Source organism: Marinobacter sp. G5_S1_61_S3 (genome assembly GCF_054968585.1).
In genome coordinates this window covers 185271-206036 of the sequence record NZ_JBQKUK010000005.1, presented here as the reverse complement: position 1 = coordinate 206036, position 20766 = coordinate 185271, and the positions used below count along the sequence as shown (strand labels likewise).

General features: G+C 58.3%; 16 protein-coding genes. 5 read left to right on the top strand and 11 right to left on the bottom strand.

Annotated elements, in window-relative coordinates:
* Positions 1 to 7: 7 nt before the first annotated feature.
* Positions 8 to 1804: a glycerophosphodiester phosphodiesterase family protein gene (locus ACTRWH_RS06705; RefSeq protein ID WP_462826153.1), complete on the top strand. Its 1797-nt coding sequence runs from the start codon at positions 8 to 10 to the stop codon at positions 1802 to 1804.
* On the opposite strand, the gene ACTRWH_RS06700 is transcribed toward ACTRWH_RS06705, so the two are convergent.
* The gene (locus ACTRWH_RS06700) at positions 1779 to 3764 is read right to left on the bottom strand and encodes a winged helix-turn-helix domain-containing protein (protein WP_288353942.1); all 1986 of its coding nucleotides are present in this window, start codon (positions 3762 to 3764) and stop codon (positions 1779 to 1781) included. The genes ACTRWH_RS06705 and ACTRWH_RS06700 overlap by 26 nt on opposite strands.
* 128 nt (positions 3765 to 3892) lie before the next feature.
* On the opposite strand from ACTRWH_RS06700, the gene ACTRWH_RS06695 reads away from it, so the two are divergent.
* Together ACTRWH_RS06695 and ACTRWH_RS06690 are read left to right on the top strand one after the other, a co-directional pair.
* Positions 3893 to 4498: a DUF1326 domain-containing protein gene (locus tag ACTRWH_RS06695; RefSeq protein ID WP_379865340.1), complete on the top strand. Its 606-nt coding sequence runs from the start codon at positions 3893 to 3895 to the stop codon at positions 4496 to 4498.
* 40 nt (positions 4499 to 4538) lie between these two features.
* Entirely contained in the window at positions 4539 to 5261 is a 723-nt protein-coding gene (locus ACTRWH_RS06690) for a DUF2182 domain-containing protein (protein ID WP_199447509.1), read from the top strand.
* Here ACTRWH_RS06690 and ACTRWH_RS06685 read toward each other — a convergent pair.
* The 3 genes from ACTRWH_RS06685 to ACTRWH_RS06675 form a co-directional block, all read right to left on the bottom strand.
* The gene (locus ACTRWH_RS06685) at positions 5255 to 6364 is read right to left on the bottom strand and encodes a hypothetical protein (protein ID WP_227663865.1); all 1110 of its coding nucleotides are present in this window, start codon (positions 6362 to 6364) and stop codon (positions 5255 to 5257) included. The genes ACTRWH_RS06690 and ACTRWH_RS06685 overlap by 7 nt on opposite strands.
* A gap of 15 nt (positions 6365 to 6379) precedes the next feature.
* On the bottom strand, positions 6380 to 6718 hold the full coding sequence (locus tag ACTRWH_RS06680) for a DMT family transporter (protein WP_087148974.1): 339 nt from the start codon (positions 6716 to 6718) through the stop codon (positions 6380 to 6382).
* 101 nt (positions 6719 to 6819) lie between these two features.
* Positions 6820 to 7590 (bottom strand): ferredoxin--NADP reductase, encoded by a 771-nt coding sequence (locus tag ACTRWH_RS06675; protein ID WP_007154058.1) that lies wholly within the window; start codon positions 7588 to 7590, stop codon positions 6820 to 6822.
* A 119-nt stretch (positions 7591 to 7709) separates the two neighbouring features.
* Between ACTRWH_RS06675 and ACTRWH_RS06670 the strand changes: the two genes are divergently transcribed.
* On the top strand, positions 7710 to 8645 hold the full coding sequence (locus ACTRWH_RS06670; RefSeq protein ID WP_462826152.1) for a LysR family transcriptional regulator: 936 nt from the start codon (positions 7710 to 7712) through the stop codon (positions 8643 to 8645).
* A gap of 13 nt (positions 8646 to 8658) precedes the next feature.
* Here the strand turns inward: ACTRWH_RS06670 and ACTRWH_RS06665 are convergent, their stop codons facing one another.
* Positions 8659 to 9261 (bottom strand): MiaE family protein, encoded by a 603-nt coding sequence (locus ACTRWH_RS06665; RefSeq protein WP_036205028.1) that lies wholly within the window; start codon positions 9259 to 9261, stop codon positions 8659 to 8661.
* 194 nt (positions 9262 to 9455) lie between these two features.
* On the opposite strand from ACTRWH_RS06665, the gene acnB reads away from it, so the two are divergent.
* Positions 9456 to 12050 (top strand): bifunctional aconitate hydratase 2/2-methylisocitrate dehydratase, encoded by a 2595-nt coding sequence (gene acnB, locus ACTRWH_RS06660; protein ID WP_036205853.1) that lies wholly within the window; start codon positions 9456 to 9458, stop codon positions 12048 to 12050.
* A 261-nt stretch (positions 12051 to 12311) separates the two neighbouring features.
* Here the strand turns inward: acnB and putP are convergent, their stop codons facing one another.
* The 6 genes from putP to ACTRWH_RS06630 form a co-directional block, all read right to left on the bottom strand.
* Positions 12312 to 13802, bottom strand: a complete 1491-nt coding sequence (putP, locus tag ACTRWH_RS06655; RefSeq protein WP_085680104.1) for a sodium/proline symporter PutP — start codon at positions 13800 to 13802, stop codon at positions 12312 to 12314.
* 214 nt (positions 13803 to 14016) lie between these two features.
* Positions 14017 to 17196, bottom strand: a complete 3180-nt coding sequence (putA, locus tag ACTRWH_RS06650; protein WP_462826151.1) for a bifunctional proline dehydrogenase/L-glutamate gamma-semialdehyde dehydrogenase PutA — start codon at positions 17194 to 17196, stop codon at positions 14017 to 14019.
* A 201-nt stretch (positions 17197 to 17397) separates the two neighbouring features.
* Complete coding sequence (locus tag ACTRWH_RS06645) at positions 17398 to 18177, bottom strand: AraC family transcriptional regulator (protein ID WP_421860403.1); 780 nt, start codon at positions 18175 to 18177, stop codon at positions 17398 to 17400.
* A 67-nt stretch (positions 18178 to 18244) separates the two neighbouring features.
* Complete coding sequence (gene tmk, locus ACTRWH_RS06640) at positions 18245 to 18877, bottom strand: dTMP kinase (protein WP_075194786.1); 633 nt, start codon at positions 18875 to 18877, stop codon at positions 18245 to 18247.
* Positions 18874 to 19941 (bottom strand): endolytic transglycosylase MltG, encoded by a 1068-nt coding sequence (gene mltG / locus ACTRWH_RS06635; RefSeq protein ID WP_462826150.1) that lies wholly within the window; start codon positions 19939 to 19941, stop codon positions 18874 to 18876. Before mltG ends, tmk begins: the two co-directional genes overlap by 4 nt.
* Before the next feature lie 5 nt (positions 19942 to 19946).
* Positions 19947 to 20762 carry an aminotransferase class IV gene (locus tag ACTRWH_RS06630; protein WP_462826149.1) on the bottom strand — a complete coding sequence of 272 codons (816 nt, stop codon included), beginning with the start codon at positions 20760 to 20762 and terminating at the stop codon, positions 19947 to 19949.
* Positions 20763 to 20766 lie beyond the last annotated feature (4 nt).

Genomic DNA, 20766 nt, shown 5'->3' with positions numbered 1-20766 from the left:
TACCTGAATGAAGATTCTTGCACTGCACACTCTGGCATTCCTGCACGTTCATCGCCGGGCGCTGTTGGTCTTTTATCTGTTTTTCACCGGCCTCGTTCTGGCCGCCATTGCGCCGCTCTTTTCCAGCGGCCTGGCAGCGCTTCGGCCGATAACCGGTCACGCCGCCATCAGCACTGGTGGGCTGGTGCAGTTTGTGGTGTCCCCTGGCGGCTTACTATGGATCGGCGCAACGGCGACCCTGACCGCTCTCCTGGTAATCCTGCAACAGGCGGGCATGACCTGGATTGCCGCCTCCGGCGGAGGCCGCGAATACCGGATAGCCATTGCGACGCTGTGGGCTCTTGCGCGACGTTTCAAACAACTACTCACCCTCACCCTGCTGCAATTGGGCGGCCATGCGCTGATCGCTGTGCCTTTCCTGCTGGCCATAGTGGTGAGTTACCAGTGGCTGATCTCCCCCCACGACATCTACTATCTGAAGCTGGAACGGCCACCCGAAGTCTGGTGGTTCCTGGGCATATCTGGTGTCGCAGCGCTGGGAATCGCCGCATGTAACGGCTGGCTTTATCTGCGCTGGGTACTATCGGTTCCCCTGCTCCTGCTGGAGCGCAGAGGTGCGCGCGACGCTCTCAGACAAAGTAGCCGCTATATCCACGGCCAGCGCCTGCCTGTGATGGGCGCAATCATCGCAGGCCTGGTCGGCCTGGCGCTGATCCCCATCGTGGTTACATGGCTGTTCCAGGCAGTGGGGGGCGAGATCATAACGAGCCTGCCGGAGCGAATGGGCGTGCTGATGCCCGTCACCCTGGGCCTGATCGCGCTCTATATCCTGTTCACCCTCACCGCCGCCTTTGCTGGCATGGCGGCCTACAGCATGCTGATATACAGCGTGTATAGGCAGGCAACGGGGCACCACCGTCACAGCACTGCCCAAACCCTGCCCCGGCGGGCCTCACCACTGGCGTGGTCGGCCGAGCTTTTAATCATCATCCTGGCCGCCACCCAGGCCTGGTTTGTCCTGCAATCCTTCGACCACCAGGACGATGTTTCCATCACTGCCCATCGTGGCAGTGCTTTCAAGGCGCCGGAAAACACCATGAGCGCCATAAGACAAGCCATTGAGGATGGCGCCGACTACGTTGAAGTGGATATCCGCATGACCGCAGACGGCGTGCCGGTGCTTTGGCACGATACCGACATGCGACGTGTCTTCGGCCTGAACGCCAAGATCTCCGATATCACCCTGGAAGAGGCCCGTGCCCGGGACGCTGGTTCGTGGTTCGGCCCTGCGTTCAGCGATGAGCGAATCGCCACCCTGGAACAGGTCATTGAAACCACCAGAGGACAAGCCCATCTATACCTCGATCTGAAGCCCGCTCCGGAGACGCCCGACCTGACCAGGGAGGTGGTCCATATGCTGCAGCGCATGGATGCCGTGGAGAACACGGTGATTGCAGCCGCCGAATGGCGGGTCCTGGCCGAAGCGCGACAACTGGAGCCTTCGCTGAAAACCAGCCTGCTGGCACAATTCATCGTTGGTCCGCTGTGGGAGCAACACTTTGACATACTGGGCCTGCGACAGAACCGTGTCACTCCCGCCACAGTGGCTCGCACCCACCGTGCTGGCAACGAACTGCATGTCTGGACGGTCAATACGCCGCAGGCGATGTCACGTTTCATCGACATGGGGGTGGACAATATCATTACCGACCGACCGGCTGTGTTGGCGCAACTGCTGCAACGCCGGCAGGCACTGACCGACGCAGAACTTCTGGTGATCAAGCTCCGGAACTGGCTGCGCTAGTCTGCCCACCTGGCCGTAGCCGATACCCGACGCCAGACACGGTTTCGACCCGGGCAGCCTGATCCCCCAGTTTCTTGCGCAAAGTGCGAACCACCGCGTCAACCACGTTGCTGCCACCCTCGTATCGCGTCCCCCATACATCCCGCAACAGTTCACTGCGCGACACGGCCTTGCCCTCACGAGCATTCAGGTAACGCATGACACCGAATTCCAGTGGCGTCAGAGCTACCCTGCCCGTTTCGAGTACCAGTTCCCGGGCGTCCGGGTCCAACAGTTCGTTCGCACGCCGAACGCCAAGCTCCGCAGCTGCAAGGTCCGCCAGCCAGCCGTCCACCGAGGCGGGGCCAAAATCGAGCACGGCAGAATGGTAGCGTCGGCCATCCAACACAACGGTGTGATCTTCCAGCACTTCAAAACCCAACCGTCTGGCGACAGCAGCATAGGCGCCGATATCCCGGACCGTCAGGTAAACACGGCGAAGTCTGGGCCTGAGCTCCATGTAGGCACGTTTCAGGTCCAGCCAGACCGCTGCCTGTACGTCACCCGGAGAGTCTCCGTCATCAATGCTCAACCAGCGGCGGCAAAACAGGGCAATGGCATCCCGGGGCATGGGATGTTGTTTGAGATGGGAATACCACTGGCCAGCTATCGGATCGTCCAGCAGCCAGGCCGGCTGGAGTTCGTCCGAACGGAGCTTGCCGTAGAAACCTACCATGCGGCCCTCACCGTCCCGGACCGATGAGAATGCCTGGGGCAAACGACGCCACCACGCCATCAAAGCTCCGGCGGCCTCACTTCCCTCCCAGGTATGGGTAATATCCTCCAGCGCAGGTCCATCGTCTGCCTGGGCCGGCTCTACGGCGAACGTGGGGGAACCACTCGGGAAGAACGCTTCCCGCACCACGGGGTTTTCAATCATGAACAACATGTCGGCGGTGTATCGCCAGAGATCACCGCCACCGGCAACGCCCGCCTCTGTCGCCAATTGCCGCCAGGCTGTACGGCGGTATTCGAGATAGCGCGCCGGATCACTCGCATGCAGGGAACGCGCAATGGCCTCTCGCACTGCATCGTGGATCAACAGACCATCGCTGGCGCCAACCACAATGGGCAAGCGACGCAGCCTCTCCCAGGCATCCTGGGGCGGCACATCCGGAAACAGCGCTTGCAGTAGCGACAGGGTTACCCGGCGGACAACGGCCGCCCCCTCAAGCACCCGCCGGGTAACCTCATCACCAACATCCTCAAGAAAAATCCGTGTGAGTTCATCAAGGGCGCGCTGCAAAGGCGCACCGGTGGGCCATTGCTCCGGCGAGGCCTCCCTCACTGCGGCTGCAGCGAGCTTCAACGCCAACGGATGGCCATGAGTACAGCGGGCGATCAGGGATATGTCCGCCTGCTCCAGGCCCAGGCCCTGCAGGAAGTTCTCCGCCTCTGTGTCGGTCAACGAGGAAACCGGGACAGCCCGCATTAACCACCCCCATCCCGGGCTCGCGTACCAGGCTGAGGTAGGCGGCTGGCGCCCCACCAGAACCACCCTTACGTTTTCGGGCAATAGCGGAATGAACGCCTGCCTCAACCAGGTATCCAGAAGCCTGAATACTTCAAAGGTATCGAAGGCCAGTACAACAGCGCCGCCCAGCTCTCCCAACCGATCAGCGATGTCCCTTGCACGCGATCCTGTGTCACCAATGGCCTCCGCGAGCGCCCCGAGCACACCCTGCTCTGTGGGCTCCACATGGCGACAATCAAGCAGGACAACCGCTGCTCCCCCGGCCCGGGCGATCGTTGCGAAACGCGCCAGCAACGCGGACTTACCAATGCCGGCGATACCGTGAACGTGTAACACCCTCGGCCCCTTTGGCATCAACATGGTTTCCAGGGTGCCAAGCTCTGTATCGCGCCCTACAAACGTCCGGTGAGCCCGGGCCGCCAGTATGTCGGACATCCGTTGCGGCATGATCGTCTCCCTCCGCTACATTCTCACGATATTCTCATCCCCTCATCACCTCAAAACACCTATTCAGGGCTATAACTGACAATAGCAGTAACCGCACACCAACCCTCAATTTGAGTAAGGAGTCGACGATGAGCACCCAATGGCAAATTCAGGGTGACTATCTTGAAAGTTGCACATGCAAAGGCGCTTGCCCATGCATTTACCTGGAGCCACCGACAGAAGGCGACTGCTCGGCCCTGGTCGGCTGGCACATCAAGAAAGGAGCTTACGGCGAGGTGGCGCTTGATGATCTGAATATAGCGCTTGCGCTCAACGCCCCGGGGCCCATGGCAGAAGGCAACTGGAAAGTTGTGTTGTACCTCGACCAACGCGCCGATGAGCACCAGCAGGAAGCGCTTGGCAATATCTTCGGCGGCAAGGCCGGCGGCCACCCGGAACTGCTGGCCTCCATGATCGGAGACGTTCTTGCTGTCGAGAGACAGCCCATCGGGTTTTCCGTTGATGACGGCGGGCGGCACCTGACCATCGGCTCATCCTATGAAGCCGATGTCAAAGCGATCGCAGGCCAGAATGGACGCAAGGTCACGATCGACAACCACCCACTGGCCGTCGCTCCGGGCCACTCACTGGTCGTTGCGAAGTCACGGAGTTTGCGCCATCGGAATCACGGCATCGATCTGGATGTGAGCGCGCGGACAGCGCTCTACTCTCCATTCGAATACGCCGGCCCCTGACAACGGAGAGACACCTGAGGTGATTTCGATGGAATTGACAATGGCTAAGATTCATTGGTGGGAGCGTGCAGCCATTGGCGCCTCCCTGGGGATTCTGACCGCATTGGCATGGGCCTATATGGCCATGCCAATGACTATGGCGGCCGGTTCAGGTCTGTCATTCCTCGGTCTTGGCACCGTCATGTGGATGGTGATGATGGCCGCCATGATGCTTCCGGGTGCGGCCCCGATGATCATGACCTATATCCGGGTTCACCAGCGCCGGCGCCAGCTCGAGAAGGCCGCGGTACCAACCTGGCTTTTCATGGCCGGGTACCTTGCCGTCTGGGCCGCCTTCGGCGCGGTCGCAGCCGTGGCTCAATGGGCATTGCACGCCAACACCCTGATGACCTCGGCAATGGGGCATCTGGAACCACTTCTCGGGGGCTGCCTGCTGGTTGTCGCTGGGGCTTTCCAGTTCAGCTCTCTAAAACAAGCTTGCTTGAGCAGATGCCAGTCACCCATAACCTTCCTGATGACGGAATGGCGCGACGGCGCAATCGGTGCCTTTACAATGGGAGCCCGCCATGGCGCCTTCTGCACCGGCTGCTGCTGGGCGCTGATGCTGCTAATGTTCGTCGGCGGAGTGATGAACCTGGCCTGGATGGCAGTGCTTGCGCTCTATTTCCTGGCGGAGAAACTGGTGCCCTGGCCGCAAACGTTTAGCCGGATTACCGGCGCCGTTTTGATGGTCGGGGGGCTTTTGGTGGGAACCCTCTACTGAAGGCCGGAAAAATAACCGGGCCTGCGGCCAGCAAGCCGGTAGAGCAGCGCAAGCAGCCCCTTCAACAGCGCGATGGCCGGCCAAAGTAACCAGCTTGCCAGATAGAACAGCGGCACTAGGATCAGCAACCAGCCCGCGAGCTGGACCATCATTGGGGAGACACCCAGTACATCGGCCACCCCGGCAAAAAAGTCGTTGATGATGCTGGGGTGGCCGACCACCAGGTAGCCAGCGCCAATGATCAGGGGCCACTTCGCATAGCGGGCGCTACGGAGAATCAGCCGCCCGCTACCGGTAATACGGGCAGCCAATGCCGCCGAGCGTGTTGAAAACCTGGCCCCCTGGGTCGCCTTTGCCGCCGTGCGACCGGCCCGAAGTACCTTTACGGCACTGGCAAACACCAACACATCCACCGATGCCCAGCCTATGTCACTGGCGGAGATGTCTTCTCCAGTTCGATAATCCGCCTCCAACTGTCGCACGCCGCTGGTGAAGAACTGGGCAACCCCTTCCGTTATCCTCTCGGTCTGTACCCATTGGGTCTGACCATTCCCGTCCACCACGAATTGCCCGAGAAAATCGTGGCCCTCGTTGCGGATGAAGTTCACTGCGTACCAGCCTCGCTGTTCGGGCGTCAAAGACTCCGTTTTTTCCGGCGTCCGTTCGCTCTGGTCCTTGCCGCGGAGCTCAGCAATATAGTCCCGGGCGCGTTCATACTGACGGGCAGCCTTGTTCATCCATTCAATGGAGCTGATGGGCTGGCGAAGGAAGTAGTGAATCGGCGGCAGGGCGTTTTCTCCATAGGTGCGCAACACCTCCTGGAATTCCGGCTCGGACGCATAAAGCGGAAAAACGGCGCGGGCCATGTCAGGGTGTGCCATCAAAGCTGCCTGGGCCTTGAGGAGCAGAAGAGGATCGTCCCCCAGGTCCAGAATGGCGGCCTGGACGTCAACAGGCTCGTCCCCGATACCGTCAAAACCGGGCAATGCCTCCCGGGCCTGAATCGAAATCAGTTTCTGCTCAATGGGTACCGGATCGGAGGCGACACTGGCAATTGCGGCAACCAGCAGCGCGATACCCAGAATCACCATGGCCTTCTTCAAACATCCACCTCTGCCTCAATGCGTTGACCCTATACTGCCTGAGAATACGTTGATTACCATAACGCCGGCAACGATGAGGCCGATGCCGAGGATGGCGGGAAGGTCCAGCGTCTGCCCAAAGAACAGGTAGCCCGCCAGCGCAATCAAGGCCACGCCGGCACCGGCCCACACCGCATATGCCACTCCCACTGGCAAGGTTTTCAGGGTCAACGCCAGGAAGTAGAACGCCAGGATGTAGGACACCACCACAACCAGCGACGGCCACAGACGGGTGAAACCCTCAGAACTTTTTAGAAAGGAGGTTCCGATGACCTCCGCAACGATAGCCACCGACAAATATAACCACTGAATCATTCCACAATTCACCTTTCAGACTGGCGCAAAATGCAAAAACCCCGAAGCTCTCACTTCGGGGTTTTGCGGACATTGGGATCAACCCTGGCGACGCGGAGGATTTACTGCTCCACGAAGGCCCTCTCGATCACATAGTGGCCGAGGTTACCATGGCGTGCTTCCTTGAACCCCATGTTATTGAGGATGGAGCAGGTGTCTTTCAACATGCTGGGACTGCCGCACACCATGAACCGGTCATTTTCCAGGTCAAATTCCGGAAGGTCCAGGTCCTTCGTCAGCTTGCCGTTTTCCATAGCGTCGGTCAGACGCCCAGTGTTACGGAAATCCTCACGGGTGACCGTAGGATAATAAAGCAGCTTGCCATCCACCATTTCACCGAAGAACTCGTTATTCGGCAGCTCCTCGATCTCGGACTGGTACGCCAGCTCGGACTTGTAGCGAACGCCATGGGTCACGATGACTTTATCAAAGGCCTCATAGACTTCCGGGTCCTTGATGATGCTGATAAAAGGTGCCAGACCGGTGCCCGTGCTGATCAGCCAGAGATTCTTGCCCGGCAGCAGGTTGTCCATAATCAGGGTACCGGTGGGCTTGCGGCTGACCATGATCTCGTCACCAACCTCAATTTTCTGCAGACGTGACGTCAGCGGGCCGTCCTGAACCTTGATTGAGAAGAACTCCAACTCCTCTTCATAGTTGGCACTGGCGATGCTGTAGGCACGCATCAGCGGCTTACCATCGGTTTCCAGGCCAATCATTGTGAAGTGGCCATTCTTGAACCGGAACCCCGGATCACGGGTGGTGGTGAAGCTGAAGAGTGTGTCGTTCCAGTGACGAACACTTGTTACACGCTCTTTATTCAGGTTGCTCATGGTATCGCCCGTTCGTTAGCCGTTAGCAAATAAGTAAAAATCATTGTGTAAATAGTAACCCAAGGGTAACCTATCGACAAAATGGGATATTTTCATAACCTTATTCGGAATTATCGATTATGAAGTTTAGCTTCCGCCAACTCGAGGTCTTCCTGGCTGCGGCGCACTTCCAGAACATCACCCGTGCGGCGGATTCCCTGGCCATGTCTCAGTCCGCGGCCAGTAGCGCCCTGAAAGAACTGGAGAGCCAGTTCGACATCCAGCTCTTCGACCGGGTCGGAAAACGACTGCAGCTCAATGAGCTCGGCCGTCTCTATCGGCCAAAGGTCGAGGCTTTGCTGGCCCAGGCCGGGGAACTGGAACAGGCGTTCAGCAAGCATACTGAAGTCGGCGCCCTGAAAGTCGGCGCTACCCTCACTATTGGTAACTATCTGGCTGTTGGCGTCATGGCCCAATACATGAATACCCCTACCCACCCGAAAGTGGCGCTTGAAGTGGCCAACACCCGCACCATAGCCCAGCGCGTCAAGGATTTTGAACTCGACATCGGGCTGATTGAAGGTGAACTGCAATCCTCTGAGCTGGAGGTTATACCCTGGCGAGGAGACGAGCTGGTGGTCTTCTGTTCCCCGGACCACCCCTTTGCCCGGAAGGGTAGGCTTTCGGATGCGGACCTTCGCTCGGCAACCTGGGTGATGCGTGAGCAGGGGTCCGGCACCCGGCAGACCTTTGAGCGTGGCATGCACGGCCTGCTGCCAGACCTGGACATACTGCTGGAACTCGAGCATACCGAAGCGATTAAACGCGCGGTGGAAGCCAACCTTGGGATCGGCTGCCTATCACGGGTGTGCCTTGCCGATGCGTTCAGGCGGGGCAGCCTCGTACCGTTGAAGGTTCCGGAGGAACGACAGTTCGACCGAACCTTCTATTTCATACTGCACAAACAGAAGTATCGGAGCGCCGGCATCGACCGCTGGATTGACCTGTGCGAACAGCTTCAGGATCCACCGCTTCCTGAGGAGCGCGGCCTGTTGTACGACAGGAAATTTTCTTGATTCCGCTCTAAAGTCAGACTGGCCCGCTATGGAACCGGAACTCGGTGTCCGGTGTCTCAATCAGTTGTTGCTCCAGCGCGAGGAAGGTCGCAACCCGATCCTCCACCGAGTTTCCTGCGGCCTGCTCGGCTAATGTCAGGTAGTCACGGTAGTGTCGGGCTTCGGACTTCAGCAGCCCGGTGTAGAAATCTGACAGTGTTGCATCCAGATGCGGTGCCAGCGCCGCGAACCGCTCGCAGGAACGGGCCTCGATAATGGCACCCACGATCAGCACATCCACCAGCCGACCGGGATCTTCTGTGCGTACTTCCTGCCGCAACCCGGCTGCATATCGAGCCGGGCTCAGGTGACCATAACTCACCCCCCGCTTTTTCATGATAGCCAGCACCTGCTCGAAATGACGCAACTCTTCCCGCGCAAGACGCGACATCCTGTTGAGCAGGTCGGTGTTATCCACATAGCGATACATCAAACTCAGCGCCGTGGACGCTGCTTTTTTCTCACAATGGGCATGATCAATCAGCATCAGGTCCTGATTGGCCAGGGCGTTTTCAATCCATCGCTGTGGCGTTTTGCAGGGCAGGAAATCGTGAATCTGGTCGAGGGAATCGGTCATTGTTTACAGCAGGTCGGCTTCTCGGGCACGGCAGTATACCGCAACAAACCACAATATCCGACCACAGTCCAACTTAACTTTATAAGGGGTTTCCTATAGAATGCAGCGCCAACTTAGCGCCTTTTCGCCATAAAACTCCCGCCAGGCAACGACGCCCAAGGCGCGGGACATTCCAACTGATGAGGGTCCATATCGTGTTAGAAGCCTATCGTGAACACGTTGCAGAACGCGAGGCTCTGGGCATTCCCCCGAAGCCTCTGAACGCTGAGCAGACCGCCGCACTGGTCGATCTCCTTAAAAACCCGCCAGCCGGCGAGGAAGAGACGCTGGTCTATCTGCTTGAAAACCGCGTTCCGCCGGGTGTGGACGAAGCCGCTTATGTAAAAGCCGCTTTCCTGACCGCCATTGTTAAGGGTGAAGCAACGTCTCCCCTGCTGGACAAGCCAAAGGCCGTTGATCTGCTGGGCATGATGCAGGGCGGTTATAACATCGCGACCCTGGTCGACCTGCTGGACGATTCTGAACTGGCCGAACAGGCCGGCGAAAAGCTCAAGCGCACCCTGCTGATGTTCGATGCCTTCAACGATGTGAAGGAAAAGATGGACGCCGGCAACGCGGTCGCCAAGGCTGTGGTTGAATCCTGGGCCAACGCCGAGTGGTTCACCAACAAGAAGAAGGTTCCCGAAAGCACCAAGATGGTGGTTTTCAAGGTTACCGGCGAAACCAACACCGACGACCTGTCACCGGCTCCCGATGCCTGGTCCCGTCCGGACATCCCGCTGCACGCCCGCGCTGCCTATAAAATGGAGCGTGATGGCCTGAAGCCGGAAGAGCCCGGTGTTACTGGCCCAATGAGTCAGATCGACGACATCAAAGCCAAGGGCCTGCCCGTTGCCTTCGTAGGCGACGTTGTTGGTACCGGCTCCTCACGTAAGTCTGCCACCAACTCAGTACTGTGGTTCTTCGGTGACGACGTTCCGGGTGTTCCGAACAAGCGCGCCGGTGGCGTGTGCATTGGTAACAAAGTAGCCCCGATCTTCTTCAACACCATGGAAGATGCTGGCGCCCTGGTTTTCGAAGCACCGGTTGACGACCTGAACATGGGCGACGTTATCGACATCCGTCCCTACGAAGGCAAGATCCTGAACGAGGCGGGTGAAACCATCTCGGAGTTCGGCTTCAAGTCAGAGGTTATCCTGGACGAAGTTCAGGCCGGCGGCCGTATTCCGCTGATCATCGGCCGTGGCCTGACCGCCAAGGCGCGCGCAGCACTGGGCATGGGCGCCACAGACATCTTCCGTCTGCCGAATGATCCGGAAGAAGGCACCAAAGGCTTTACCCTGGGTCAGAAGATGGTCGGCAAGGCCTGCGGTCTGGAAGAAGACAAAGGCGTTCGCCCCGGCACTTACTGCGAACCGCACATGACTACGGTCGGCTCCCAGGACACCACTGGTCCGATGACCCGTGATGAACTGAAAGACCTGGCCTGTCTGGGCTTCCAGGCCGACCTGGTGATGCAGTCATTCTGTCACACCGCCGCCTATCCGAAGCCGGTTGACGTGGAAATGCAGCACACCATGCCGGACTTCATCCGCACCCGCGGCGGTGTTTCCCTGCGCCCGGGCGATGGCATCATCCACTCCTGGTTGAACCGCATGCTGTTGCCGGACACTGTCGGTACCGGCGGCGACTCTCACACCCGCTTCCCAATGGGCATCTCCTTCCCGGCCGGTTCCGGTCTGGTGGCGTTTGCTGCAGCGACGGGCGTTATGCCCCTGGATATGCCGGAATCCGTCCTGGTTCGCTTCAAGGGCGAAATGCAGCCAGGCATCACGCTGCGCGATCTGGTACATGCGATCCCACTGTACGGCATCAAGCAAGGCATGTTGACCGTTGAGAAGAAAGGCAAGATCAACGAGTTCTCCGGTCGCATCCTGGAAATCGAAGGCCTTGAGCACCTGACCGTTGAGCAGGCGTTCGAGCTGTCTGACGCTTCCGCTGAGCGTTCCGCAGCCGGTTGTACGATCAACCTGTCTGAAGAGTCCGTGGCTGAGTACCTGCGTTCGAACATCACCATGCTGCGCTGGATGATCGCCGAAGGTTATGGCGACCCGCGCACCCTGGAGCGTCGCGCCCAGCAGATGGAAGAGTGGATTGCCGATCCCAAGCTGATGCGTGCCGACAAAGACGCCGAGTACTCCCACGTTGTGGAAATCGATCTGGCTGACATCAAAGAGCCGATCGTGTGCTGCCCGAACGACCCGGACGACGCCAAGTTCCTGTCCGAAGTCGCCGGCGACAAGGTCGACGAAGTGTTCATCGGTTCCTGCATGACCAACATCGGCCACTTCCGCGCTGCTGGCAAGCTGCTGGAGATGAACAAGGAGCCGCTGAAGACCCGCCTGTGGATGTCTCCGCCTACCAAGATGGACCAGGCGCAGCTGATGGAAGAAGGCTACTTCAACACCTACGGCACCGCCGGTGTTCGCACCGAAATGCCGGGCTGCTCCCTGTGCATGGGTAACCAGGCCCGCGTGGCAGCCAAGAGCACGGTGCTGTCCACCTCCACCCGTAACTTCCCGAACCGTCTGGGCGATGGTGCCAATGTGTACCTGACCTCTGCGGAACTGGCAGCGGTTGGTGCGGTACTGGGCAAACTCCCGTCTCCGGCGGAGTACATGGAGTACGCCAAGGACCTGAACAGCATGTCGAAAGAGATCTACAAGTATCTCAACTTCGACCAGATGGAGAACTACACCAAGAAGGCGTCTGAAGCGAACGTTGCTTAAAACCTGACCTTCTGGTTTAGCTCCATGGAAACGCCAGCCTTCGGGCTGGCGTTTTTTTGTTTGAAGTAAACGTTACGAGTCAGATCGGGCACGGTGTGGGGTGCCTTTTCTGCCGGGGAAAAGGTGTCTGAGCGCAGCGAGTTCTTTTTCCCAGAAGAAAAGGTACCCCGCGGCGGGCCCAGCCCCTTGTAAACAGACCTACAAAAAAGGGGCTCCCGAAGGAGCCCCTGTTCTTACTCAGAGCGTTGAAAACGCGCCTGTTTACCGGGTGATGTGCTGATACTCACCGGCATCTTCAGTAACCGAGCTCACCACCATAATGGCAATGAAAGCAGCAATGAAGCCAGGAATGATCTCGTACACGCCAGGACCACCCATGAACTCACCGTTCCAGCCCAGAGAGATCCAGATCATGACAGTCGCAGCACCCACAACCATGCCTGCGATGGCGCCAGCGCCGTTTGTGCGCGGCCACATCAGTGACAGGATAATCAGCGGGCCAAATGCGGCGCCGAAGCCTGCCCAGGCGTTACTGACCAGGGCCAGAACCTGAGAGTTCGGGTCGGAGGCAATAACCGCAGCTACCAGGCCTACCAGTACAACACACACACGGCCTACGCCGACGCATTCTTTGTCGGTCGCTTCTTTACGCAGGAACAGGCGATAGAAGTCTTCGGTCAGTGAAGAAGACGACACCAGCAGCTGGCTGGAAATGGTACTCATGACTGCAGCAAGCAGTGCCGCGTAGAGGAAGCCTGTGATCAGCGGATGGAACAGCAGGTCCGAGAGCAGGATAAAGATCGTTTCCGGATCTTCGATATTCATACCATTGCGAATCGCGTACGCCCGGCCAAACACACCGAGGGAGACGGCGCCAATCAGGGAGATAAGCATCCAGGACATGCCGATGTTGCGGGCAGTCGGTACTTCATCCAGCGTACGGATCGCCATGAAACGCACAATGATGTGTGGCTGGCCGAAATAGCCCAAACCCCAGGTTACCGCAGACAACCAACCGATGAGCGTCAGGCCTTCCGTCCACGACAGTAGCGTAGGGTCGACTTCGTTCAGGGTTTGGGACGCCTGGGCGAAACCACCGCCGCCTTCACCAAAGAGGACAACCGCCGGCATGATGACCAGTGCCAGCATCATGATGCAGCCCTGTACGAAGTCCGTCATGCTTACTGCCAGGAACCCGCCGACCACGGTGTAGGCCAACACCACACCCAGCGTGATGACGATACCAACCGCATAGTCGCTCAAACCACCGAAATTGAAGATGCCGGAGAACGCACTCTCAAACAGCTTGCCGCCCGCAACCAGACCGGATGCCGTGTAAACCGCGAAGAAGACAACGATGACGATGGCTGACACGGTACGCAAGGAAAGCGCCTGTGTCGGGAACCGGTTTGCCAGGAAGGAGGGGATGGTGATCGCATTGCCATAGTGAACCGTCTGTTCACGAAGACGCGGCGCTACCAGGGTCCAGTTAAAGAACGCACCCACGAGCAGGCCGATACCGATCCAGGCCGATCCCAGGCCCGATGCAAACAGCGCCCCGGGCAACCCGAGAAGCAACCAGCCACTCATATCCGAAGCACCGGCCGACAGGGCCGCCACCTTTGGACTGAGGGCTCGCCCACCCAACATGTAATCTTCGGATGAAGACGTAGCTCTGCGCATGGCATAAACGCCGATGGCGATCATGAGCGCAAAGTAAGCAAATAGACTGATCCAAACTCCAATAGCCATGAAACTCCTCCAGTTCAAATGGACGGAATCAACTCCGACCGTTTAGCGCGCTTACCACGGTGAACCCGGTAGTCGCACCCTTTGTTTTTTTGACTCGCTAAACTACTCACGTCATTAAGGCGCTACGGCTTACAACGCCTGCCTCCCCATCTCAATACTTACCTCCTATCGTTCAGGTTTTCGTTCCGCACTGCCTTGTGAGCAAAGCGCCCTATCAAACCTTTTCAATGCCAAGCGACAACAGTGACGCGTTTCCACCCACCGCTGTGGTGTTGATGGTGCGGGTTCTCTCCGTCGCAAACCGTAGCAGGTAGTGCGGCCCGCCAGCTTTGGGACCGGTACCGGAAAGTCCCCGCCCCCCGAAAGGCTGAACACCAACAACCGCGCCAATCTGGTTTCGGTTAACGTAGGTATTGCCCACTTTTACCCGCCGCTCGATATAGGCCGCTGTGGACTCACTTCTGCTGTGAATACCCAGGGTAAGTCCATAACCCGCCGCATTAATTTCATCGATCACATCGTCCAGCTTCTCTGCAGTGTAGCGGACTATATGGAGAACAGGGCCGAAGTGTTCGTCTTTCAACTCGTTGATACTTGAAATGGCGTAGGCGGACGGTGGAACAAAGTAGCCGTCGCGGCAGGCCTCCGGTATTGGCGCCTGCGATACCAACCTGGCATGTTTACCAAGCTCGGTCAGATGGGCTTTCAGACCATCCCGCGCTTCTTGATCAATCACCGGTCCGACATCGGTGCTGTGACGCTCAGGGTTGCCGACCGTCAGTTCCTGCATGGCGCCTGCCAGCAGGCTTTCTGTGCGCTCAGCGACCTCTTTCTGGATATAGAGCACACGCAGTGCCGAGCAACGCTGCCCGGCACTGGCGAAAGCGGACTGGATGACATCTCTGACCACTTGCTCCGGCAGTGCACTGCTGTCCACAATCATGGCATTCTGTCCGCCGGTCTCGGCGATGAGGGGCACAATTGCCCCCTCACGCTGCGCCAGAGTGCGATTGAGTATGTGCGCTACCTGTGTAGAGCCGGTGAAGGCGACGCCGGCAATTCTGGGGTCCGGGGTCAGTTTGCCGCCGATTGTTGCGCCATCACCGGGTAAAAATTGAATCACATCGGGTGGGAAGCCAGCTTCCAACATCAGCTCAAAAGCCCGTTGAGCAACCAGACTTGTCTGCTCCGCAGGCTTGGCGATAACAGAGTTCCCTGCCACCAACGCCGCCATCACCTGGCCAGTAAAAATAGCCAGGGGGAAGTTCCAGGGGCTGATGCAGAGGAAGGCGCCCCGCCCTTCCATGTAAAGCTCATTGCTCTCGCCCGTGGGGCCAGGTAGAGCCAAGGCCTTGCCAAAGCGGGATCTGCCCTGGAGGGCATAATAGCGACAGAAATCGACGGCTTCGCGCACCTCGTCGATACCATCCTGCATGGTTTTCCCGGCTTCACGGCAGCAGATCGCCATCAGCTCCTGCATATTTGCTTCCATCAGCTCGGCGTAACGCTCGAGACAGGCGGCACGATCCTCCACCGGACGCTCCCGCCAGGAAACAAAACCTTCCGTGGCAACGGCCAGGGCTTCTTCCGCCTGGGCTTCGGTCGTCCAGTACACCTGACCAACGTGTTGGGAGCGATCGTAGGGCGCATGGATATCACTCCGCGCTCCGTCCCGGCGCTTTTCGCCGCCAATGACCGGTGCAGCTTCCCAGCGTTTCTTTGCCCATTGGCCAAGATGATTCAGCAACGGATCCAGATGAGCCGCTACATGGATATTCATCCCTTTGGAGTTGCGCCGCTCATTGCCAAAGATATCGACGGGCAATGGAATTCGGTCGTTGGGCAGTGAGTCGTATCCCTGCAGTTCCTGAACCGGATTCTGCACCAGAGCCTCTATGGGCGTTGCCGCGTCCACCAACCGGTGAACAAATGAGGAATTTGCCCCATTCTCCAGCAGCCGTCGTACCAGATACGGCAACAGATCCTTGTGAGCTCCCACAGGGGCGTAGATGCGAACCGGAAGATTGTTGTCCTCAAGGATGCTGTTGTAGAGGGCGTCTCCCATACCGTGCAGGCGCTGGAACTCGATCCTGCGCCCTTTGTTCCTCGCCATGGTCAGAACCGAGGAAACCGTATGGGCGTTGTGGCTCGCAAGCTGCGGATACAACGCTCCTTCGGTGTAGTCACTCAGCAAATAACGCAGACACGCCAGATAGGAGGTGTCGGTAGCCTCTTTGCGCGTAAATACGGGGTAGCCCTCCAGGCCCAACTGCTGGCAGATTTTGATCTCGGTGTCCCAGTAGGCCCCTTTGACCAGGCGAATGGGGATCTCGTCACCCTGCTGTTTCGCCAGTTTGGTCAACCAGCACAATACCGGCAAAGCACGCTTGGAATAGGCCTGGATAACCAGGCCAAAACCACCCCACCCCTTTGCAACCGGTGATGTAAATGCCTTCTCAAACAGCTTTAGCGAGATTTCCAGCCGATCCATTTCCTCGGCATCGATGGTAATGGATACCTTCTTTTCCCGCGCAAACGTCAGCAGGTCAATGACTGTTGCGTAAAGCTCTTCCAGAACCCGCTCTTCCTGGGACGCCTCGTATCGAGGGTGCAGGGCTGATAGCTTGATGGAAATTGAGGGCGCTGGTGCCCGGCTGTCCGGGTAGGTATCGGTTCCCACGGACTCAATGGCATCCATGTAGTCCTTCAGGTAACGGTCAGCGTCGCCCCTGGTCATTGCCGCTTCGCCGAGCATGTCGAAGGAGTAGGTGTAGCCCAAATCCCGGTACTCGCGGGCGTTCCTCAATGCTTCGTCGATATCCCGTCCGAGCACGAACTGTTTGCCCATAATGGCCATGGCCTGGTACATCGCGCTCCGAATGACCGGCTCGCCACTACGCTTGATAAGACGCTTCCAGATACTGGACGGGGAACCGTCCAGTCGTTTATCCATCTTGACCACACGACCAGTCAGCAGCAGCCCCCAGGTGGAGGCATTGACCAGGGTCGACTCACTGCGGCCCACGTGCTTCTTCCAGTCAGCGTCCGACAGCTTGTCCTGAATCAACGCATCGGCGGTGTATTTGTCGGGGATACGCATCAACGCCTCGGCCAGACACATCAGCAGGATGCCTTCTTCGGTATCCAGGCTGTATTCCTGCAGCAGTGCGTCGACCATATGGACGGAGTCGTCCTGCTCGCGGACCTTTCTGATCAGGCTCGTTGCCGTTTCAGTGACGTCTCGATGCTCAGAAGCATCGCTTTGGGCAAGGGGGATCAGTTCGTTGAGGTAACGTGTTTCGTCGACGGCGTAGTTGGCAGTAATCGCTTGCCAGAAGAACGACTTTGGCTGTTCCTGAAATGCAGGCTCGAGCACCTTGCTTGCATTGAACATCTGAGCGCCTCGCCGACGGTTCCCGTCTATGGCCGGGCCCCTCGAACTTTTATTATGGTTGGGTCAGGCAACGCGTACGTACCGTACTGCGCTGTGACGTGATCAGCTACCCTGTTAAGTTAGTATTACTACGGACTTCAGGCTTACAAAATCCTACGATTCTTTTGTAAATTCGTCCGAAAATGAGGCTTTTTTAACAAATCAGGCGACTTTGTCACCAAAACGCAATCTGGAGGGCGTCGTACCTTTGTGTTTTCTGAGCGCGTTGGTGAGGGCACTCTGGGAGGAAAACCCAGTCCGGTAACTGATTTCGGAGACCGAAAAGGAAGTCATGGTCAGGAATTGCACGGCCTGGTCAAGCCGGGTCTGGAGCAGAAACTGGTGGGGGGTAATACCCGTCACATCACGAAACATCTCGTGGAAGCGGCTGACACTGAGGCAGGCCACACCGGCAAGATCGCTCACCGTTATCTTTCGCTGGATATTCTCCATGATGTAACGGCGGATCGTGTCTGGGCTGATGGCATGGCGGTTCTGGCGAACCTCCCTGCCTTCGTTCATGCGTCCGGCCATGCAGTGCAGGATGCTTGCCCCCATGTGCCGCTGCATATCCTGATTATCCGGCGAGCGATCGAACTCTCCCGCTACGAACTGAACCAGCCCTTGCAGCTTATTGTCCAGAACCAGTGTGCGCGGCCGCTCAAACAGAGGCGCGAGTGTTTCATACTCACTGTGCCCAGGACTATTGATGGCCGGCATGTAGGGATCGAGGTTGATAACCAGAACATGGTTCTGCAGATCACCACAGTAATCGTGGCGCGCTTCAGTGGGCACCAGGCAGGCTCGCCAGGTGTCCAGGTGTGAACCTGTTCCATCCACACTCAGGTCGGCCTCTCCACGAACACCGACAACAATCTGATGATGCTCGTGACGATGATGGTGTGAAGCGGTGGGAAGCTTGAGCAAACGTGCGTCCAACATGCCCGCGATCCGGAAATTTCCTGAGAATGTAGCTCAATTAAAGCAGATCATCGGCAAACTTGCACGACTACGCCCGATTCACCAGACTCCGAAGCAGGCCCGCGACCTCGTCGCTGACCGCCTCAATCGGCTGGGAGGCGTCCACGATGTGATAACGGCCCGGCGCGCTGGCGGCGCGAGCGAGATAGGTCTCGCGTATTCGCTCAAAAAACGCTACCGCTTCCTGTTCAAACCTGTCCAGATCCCCCCGATGGCGGGCACGGGTCATACCGGTTTCCACCGGTGCGTCCAGCAGGATAACGTGATCCGGGCGCACCGTGCCCTGCACCAGGCTTTCCAGTAGCGCTATGCGATCGGCGGGCACACCACGCCCTCCCCCCTGATAGGCAAAGGTGGCGTCGGTGAACCGGTCACACAGAACCCAGCGACCAGCCTCCAATTCAGGAAGAATACGCGTATGAAGGTGTTGCGCCCTGGCGGCGAACATCAGCAGCAGCTCGGTGGTTTCGTTCACGGGCTCATCACGCGGCGCCAGCAACAGCTCGCGGATGGACTCCGCCATCGGGGTGCCGCCGGGCTCTCGGGTTACAACGCATTCAACGCCAAGCGCGTCCAGCGTACTTGCGGCGTTCGCCAGTTGAGTGGACTTACCAACCCCTTCCGTACCTTCAAAGGTAATAAACTGCCCTCTGCGGGTCATTGGCCACCCTCTTCCGCTGTTGTATCCGGAGACGGTGCTGGAGACGAACGGTAGTCTGAACGGCGGTTGAGCTGAAACGCCCTCACGGCCTTCTGGTGCTCCGCCAGGGTTTTCGAAAACTTGTGGGTGCCATCGCCACGCGCCACAAAGTAGAGCGTATCGCCTTCAGCCGGATTCAGCGCCGCATGAATCGCTTCCCGGCCGGGCAACGCGATGGGAGTGGGCGGAAGTCCGTCGATCCGATAGGTATTGTAGTCAGTGTGGGTTCGCAGATCCTTGCGAGTGATACGCCCCTGGTATTTCTCTCCCATCCCATAGATGACCGTAGGATCGGTCTGCAACCTCATACCTTTCTCCAGGCGCCGGACAAAGACGCCGGCCACTTCCTCCCGCTCATGAACCGCACCGGTTTCGCGCTCAACGATCGACGCCATAATCAGAGCGTCATAGGGAGAATCGTAAGGCAGGTTTTCAGCCTTGGCCTGCCATTCCGTCGCAAGCACCTCTTCCATTCGCTCAAAGGCCCTGCGTAACAGATCAAGGTCGGTTTCACTGCTGGTAAACAGGTAGGTATCCGGAAAGAAGCGGCCCTCGGGATGCGCCCCTTTGGCACCCATCGCTTCCATGATCCGGTCGTCGGCCCAGTCGGCGGTCACCTGCCCAAGACGCTCACTGCTGGCGAGCGCGGCGCGCATGTCACGGAAGGTCCAGCCTTCGATAAACTGAATCTGCCAGTGTTTGGTGTCACCGGCAACCATCGCATTGATCATGTCGAGACTGGTCATGCCATCGGTGAACTCATATTCGCCAGCCTTTAATAGCGCCTGCTCCGGGTAAAGACGACCATGAATCTTCAGCCACAGACTGTCGCCCACAAGGCCTTCCGCTTCGAGTTTACGTGCAACCTGACCGTAACCGCTCCCGGAGGGCACGCTGAACAGAACCGGCTCATCCAACGCTACAGGTTGCTCAAGGGTCTGAAGCCCCTGCCATAACCAGAGACCACCCCCGGCAAGCGCCAGGACGGAGAGACACAACACACAGATGAATAACTTCTTGAACAAGCTTTTTATTCCAAAGTTTTCAGAGGGTCGCAGATTGTCTCAAGCCCATCATCAACTGGCAAATCAACGCTGCCCAATCTGCAAACCGCGACAATACCCACAACGCTGTTAACGAGATACAGTCCACGCAGCCCGGGTGACGACAGCAACGCAGGCTGGATGATCTGCTCCCGGATGGTATGGCCGGATGCGCGCAGACACTCAAGGGCGAACTGCCGCATGACGCCGGCCACTGCAAGGCTCTCAACCGGAGGGGTTACCCACTCTCCCTCCATCCTGATAATGAGGTTGGTTCGCGTCCCCTCAAGCAACTGCCCGTCGGCGTTCGCCATGATCAGTTCGAATTCCTCGCCACTGAACTCACGGCTTGCCATCACCTGCTCCAGCCGGTTCAGGGTCTTGATACCCGCCAGCCTCGGATTCACGGTGAGTGGAAACTCGGACAGCGCTGCAACCACTCCTCCCGGCGGGGGAAGTATGGGCATCGGAGAGGAGGTGACAATCAGGCTTGGCTCACACTCGACAGGAGACCGATAACCTCGCCCGCCACTCCCTCGAGTGAGGACGAGCTTCAGCACCCAGTCGTCGCCGTATTGGGACGCCAAATCGCAACCCGAGCGGCTAATTTCAGCATCCAGGTCACTGCGCTCAACCGGAATGCCCAAGCGGCCAGCATCGGCCACCATACGATCCAGATGGTATGAGCGCAGCACGGCTTGCCGGCCACGCATACGGATGGTTTCAAACAACCCATCACCGTAGGCCAACCCCCGGTCTGTCGCTGAAACTCCATTGCCGTCGGGGCGAATAACGTTCAACACAACC

What these genes read in the sequence shown, in the direction of transcription:
- ACTRWH_RS06705 (WP_462826153.1), top strand. Translation starts at nt 8, where the DNA reads ATGAAGATTCTTGCACTGCACACTCTGGCATTCCTGCACGTTCATCGC.
- ACTRWH_RS06700 (WP_288353942.1), bottom strand. Translation starts at nt 3,764, where the DNA reads ATGCCGCAACGGATGTCCGACATACTGGCGGCCCGGGCTCACCGGACG.
- ACTRWH_RS06695 (WP_379865340.1), top strand. Translation starts at nt 3,893, where the DNA reads ATGAGCACCCAATGGCAAATTCAGGGTGACTATCTTGAAAGTTGCACA.
- ACTRWH_RS06690 (WP_199447509.1), top strand. Translation starts at nt 4,539, where the DNA reads ATGGCTAAGATTCATTGGTGGGAGCGTGCAGCCATTGGCGCCTCCCTG.
- ACTRWH_RS06680 (WP_087148974.1), bottom strand. Translation starts at nt 6,718, where the DNA reads ATGATTCAGTGGTTATATTTGTCGGTGGCTATCGTTGCGGAGGTCATC.
- ACTRWH_RS06675 (WP_007154058.1), bottom strand. Translation starts at nt 7,590, where the DNA reads ATGAGCAACCTGAATAAAGAGCGTGTAACAAGTGTTCGTCACTGGAAC.
- ACTRWH_RS06670 (WP_462826152.1), top strand. Translation starts at nt 7,710, where the DNA reads ATGAAGTTTAGCTTCCGCCAACTCGAGGTCTTCCTGGCTGCGGCGCAC.
- ACTRWH_RS06665 (WP_036205028.1), bottom strand. Translation starts at nt 9,261, where the DNA reads ATGACCGATTCCCTCGACCAGATTCACGATTTCCTGCCCTGCAAAACG.
- putP (WP_085680104.1), bottom strand. Translation starts at nt 13,802, where the DNA reads ATGGCTATTGGAGTTTGGATCAGTCTATTTGCTTACTTTGCGCTCATG.
- putA (WP_462826151.1), bottom strand. Translation starts at nt 17,196, where the DNA reads ATGTTCAATGCAAGCAAGGTGCTCGAGCCTGCATTTCAGGAACAGCCA.
- ACTRWH_RS06645 (WP_421860403.1), bottom strand. Translation starts at nt 18,177, where the DNA reads ATGTTGGACGCACGTTTGCTCAAGCTTCCCACCGCTTCACACCATCAT.
- tmk (WP_075194786.1), bottom strand. Translation starts at nt 18,877, where the DNA reads ATGACCCGCAGAGGGCAGTTTATTACCTTTGAAGGTACGGAAGGGGTT.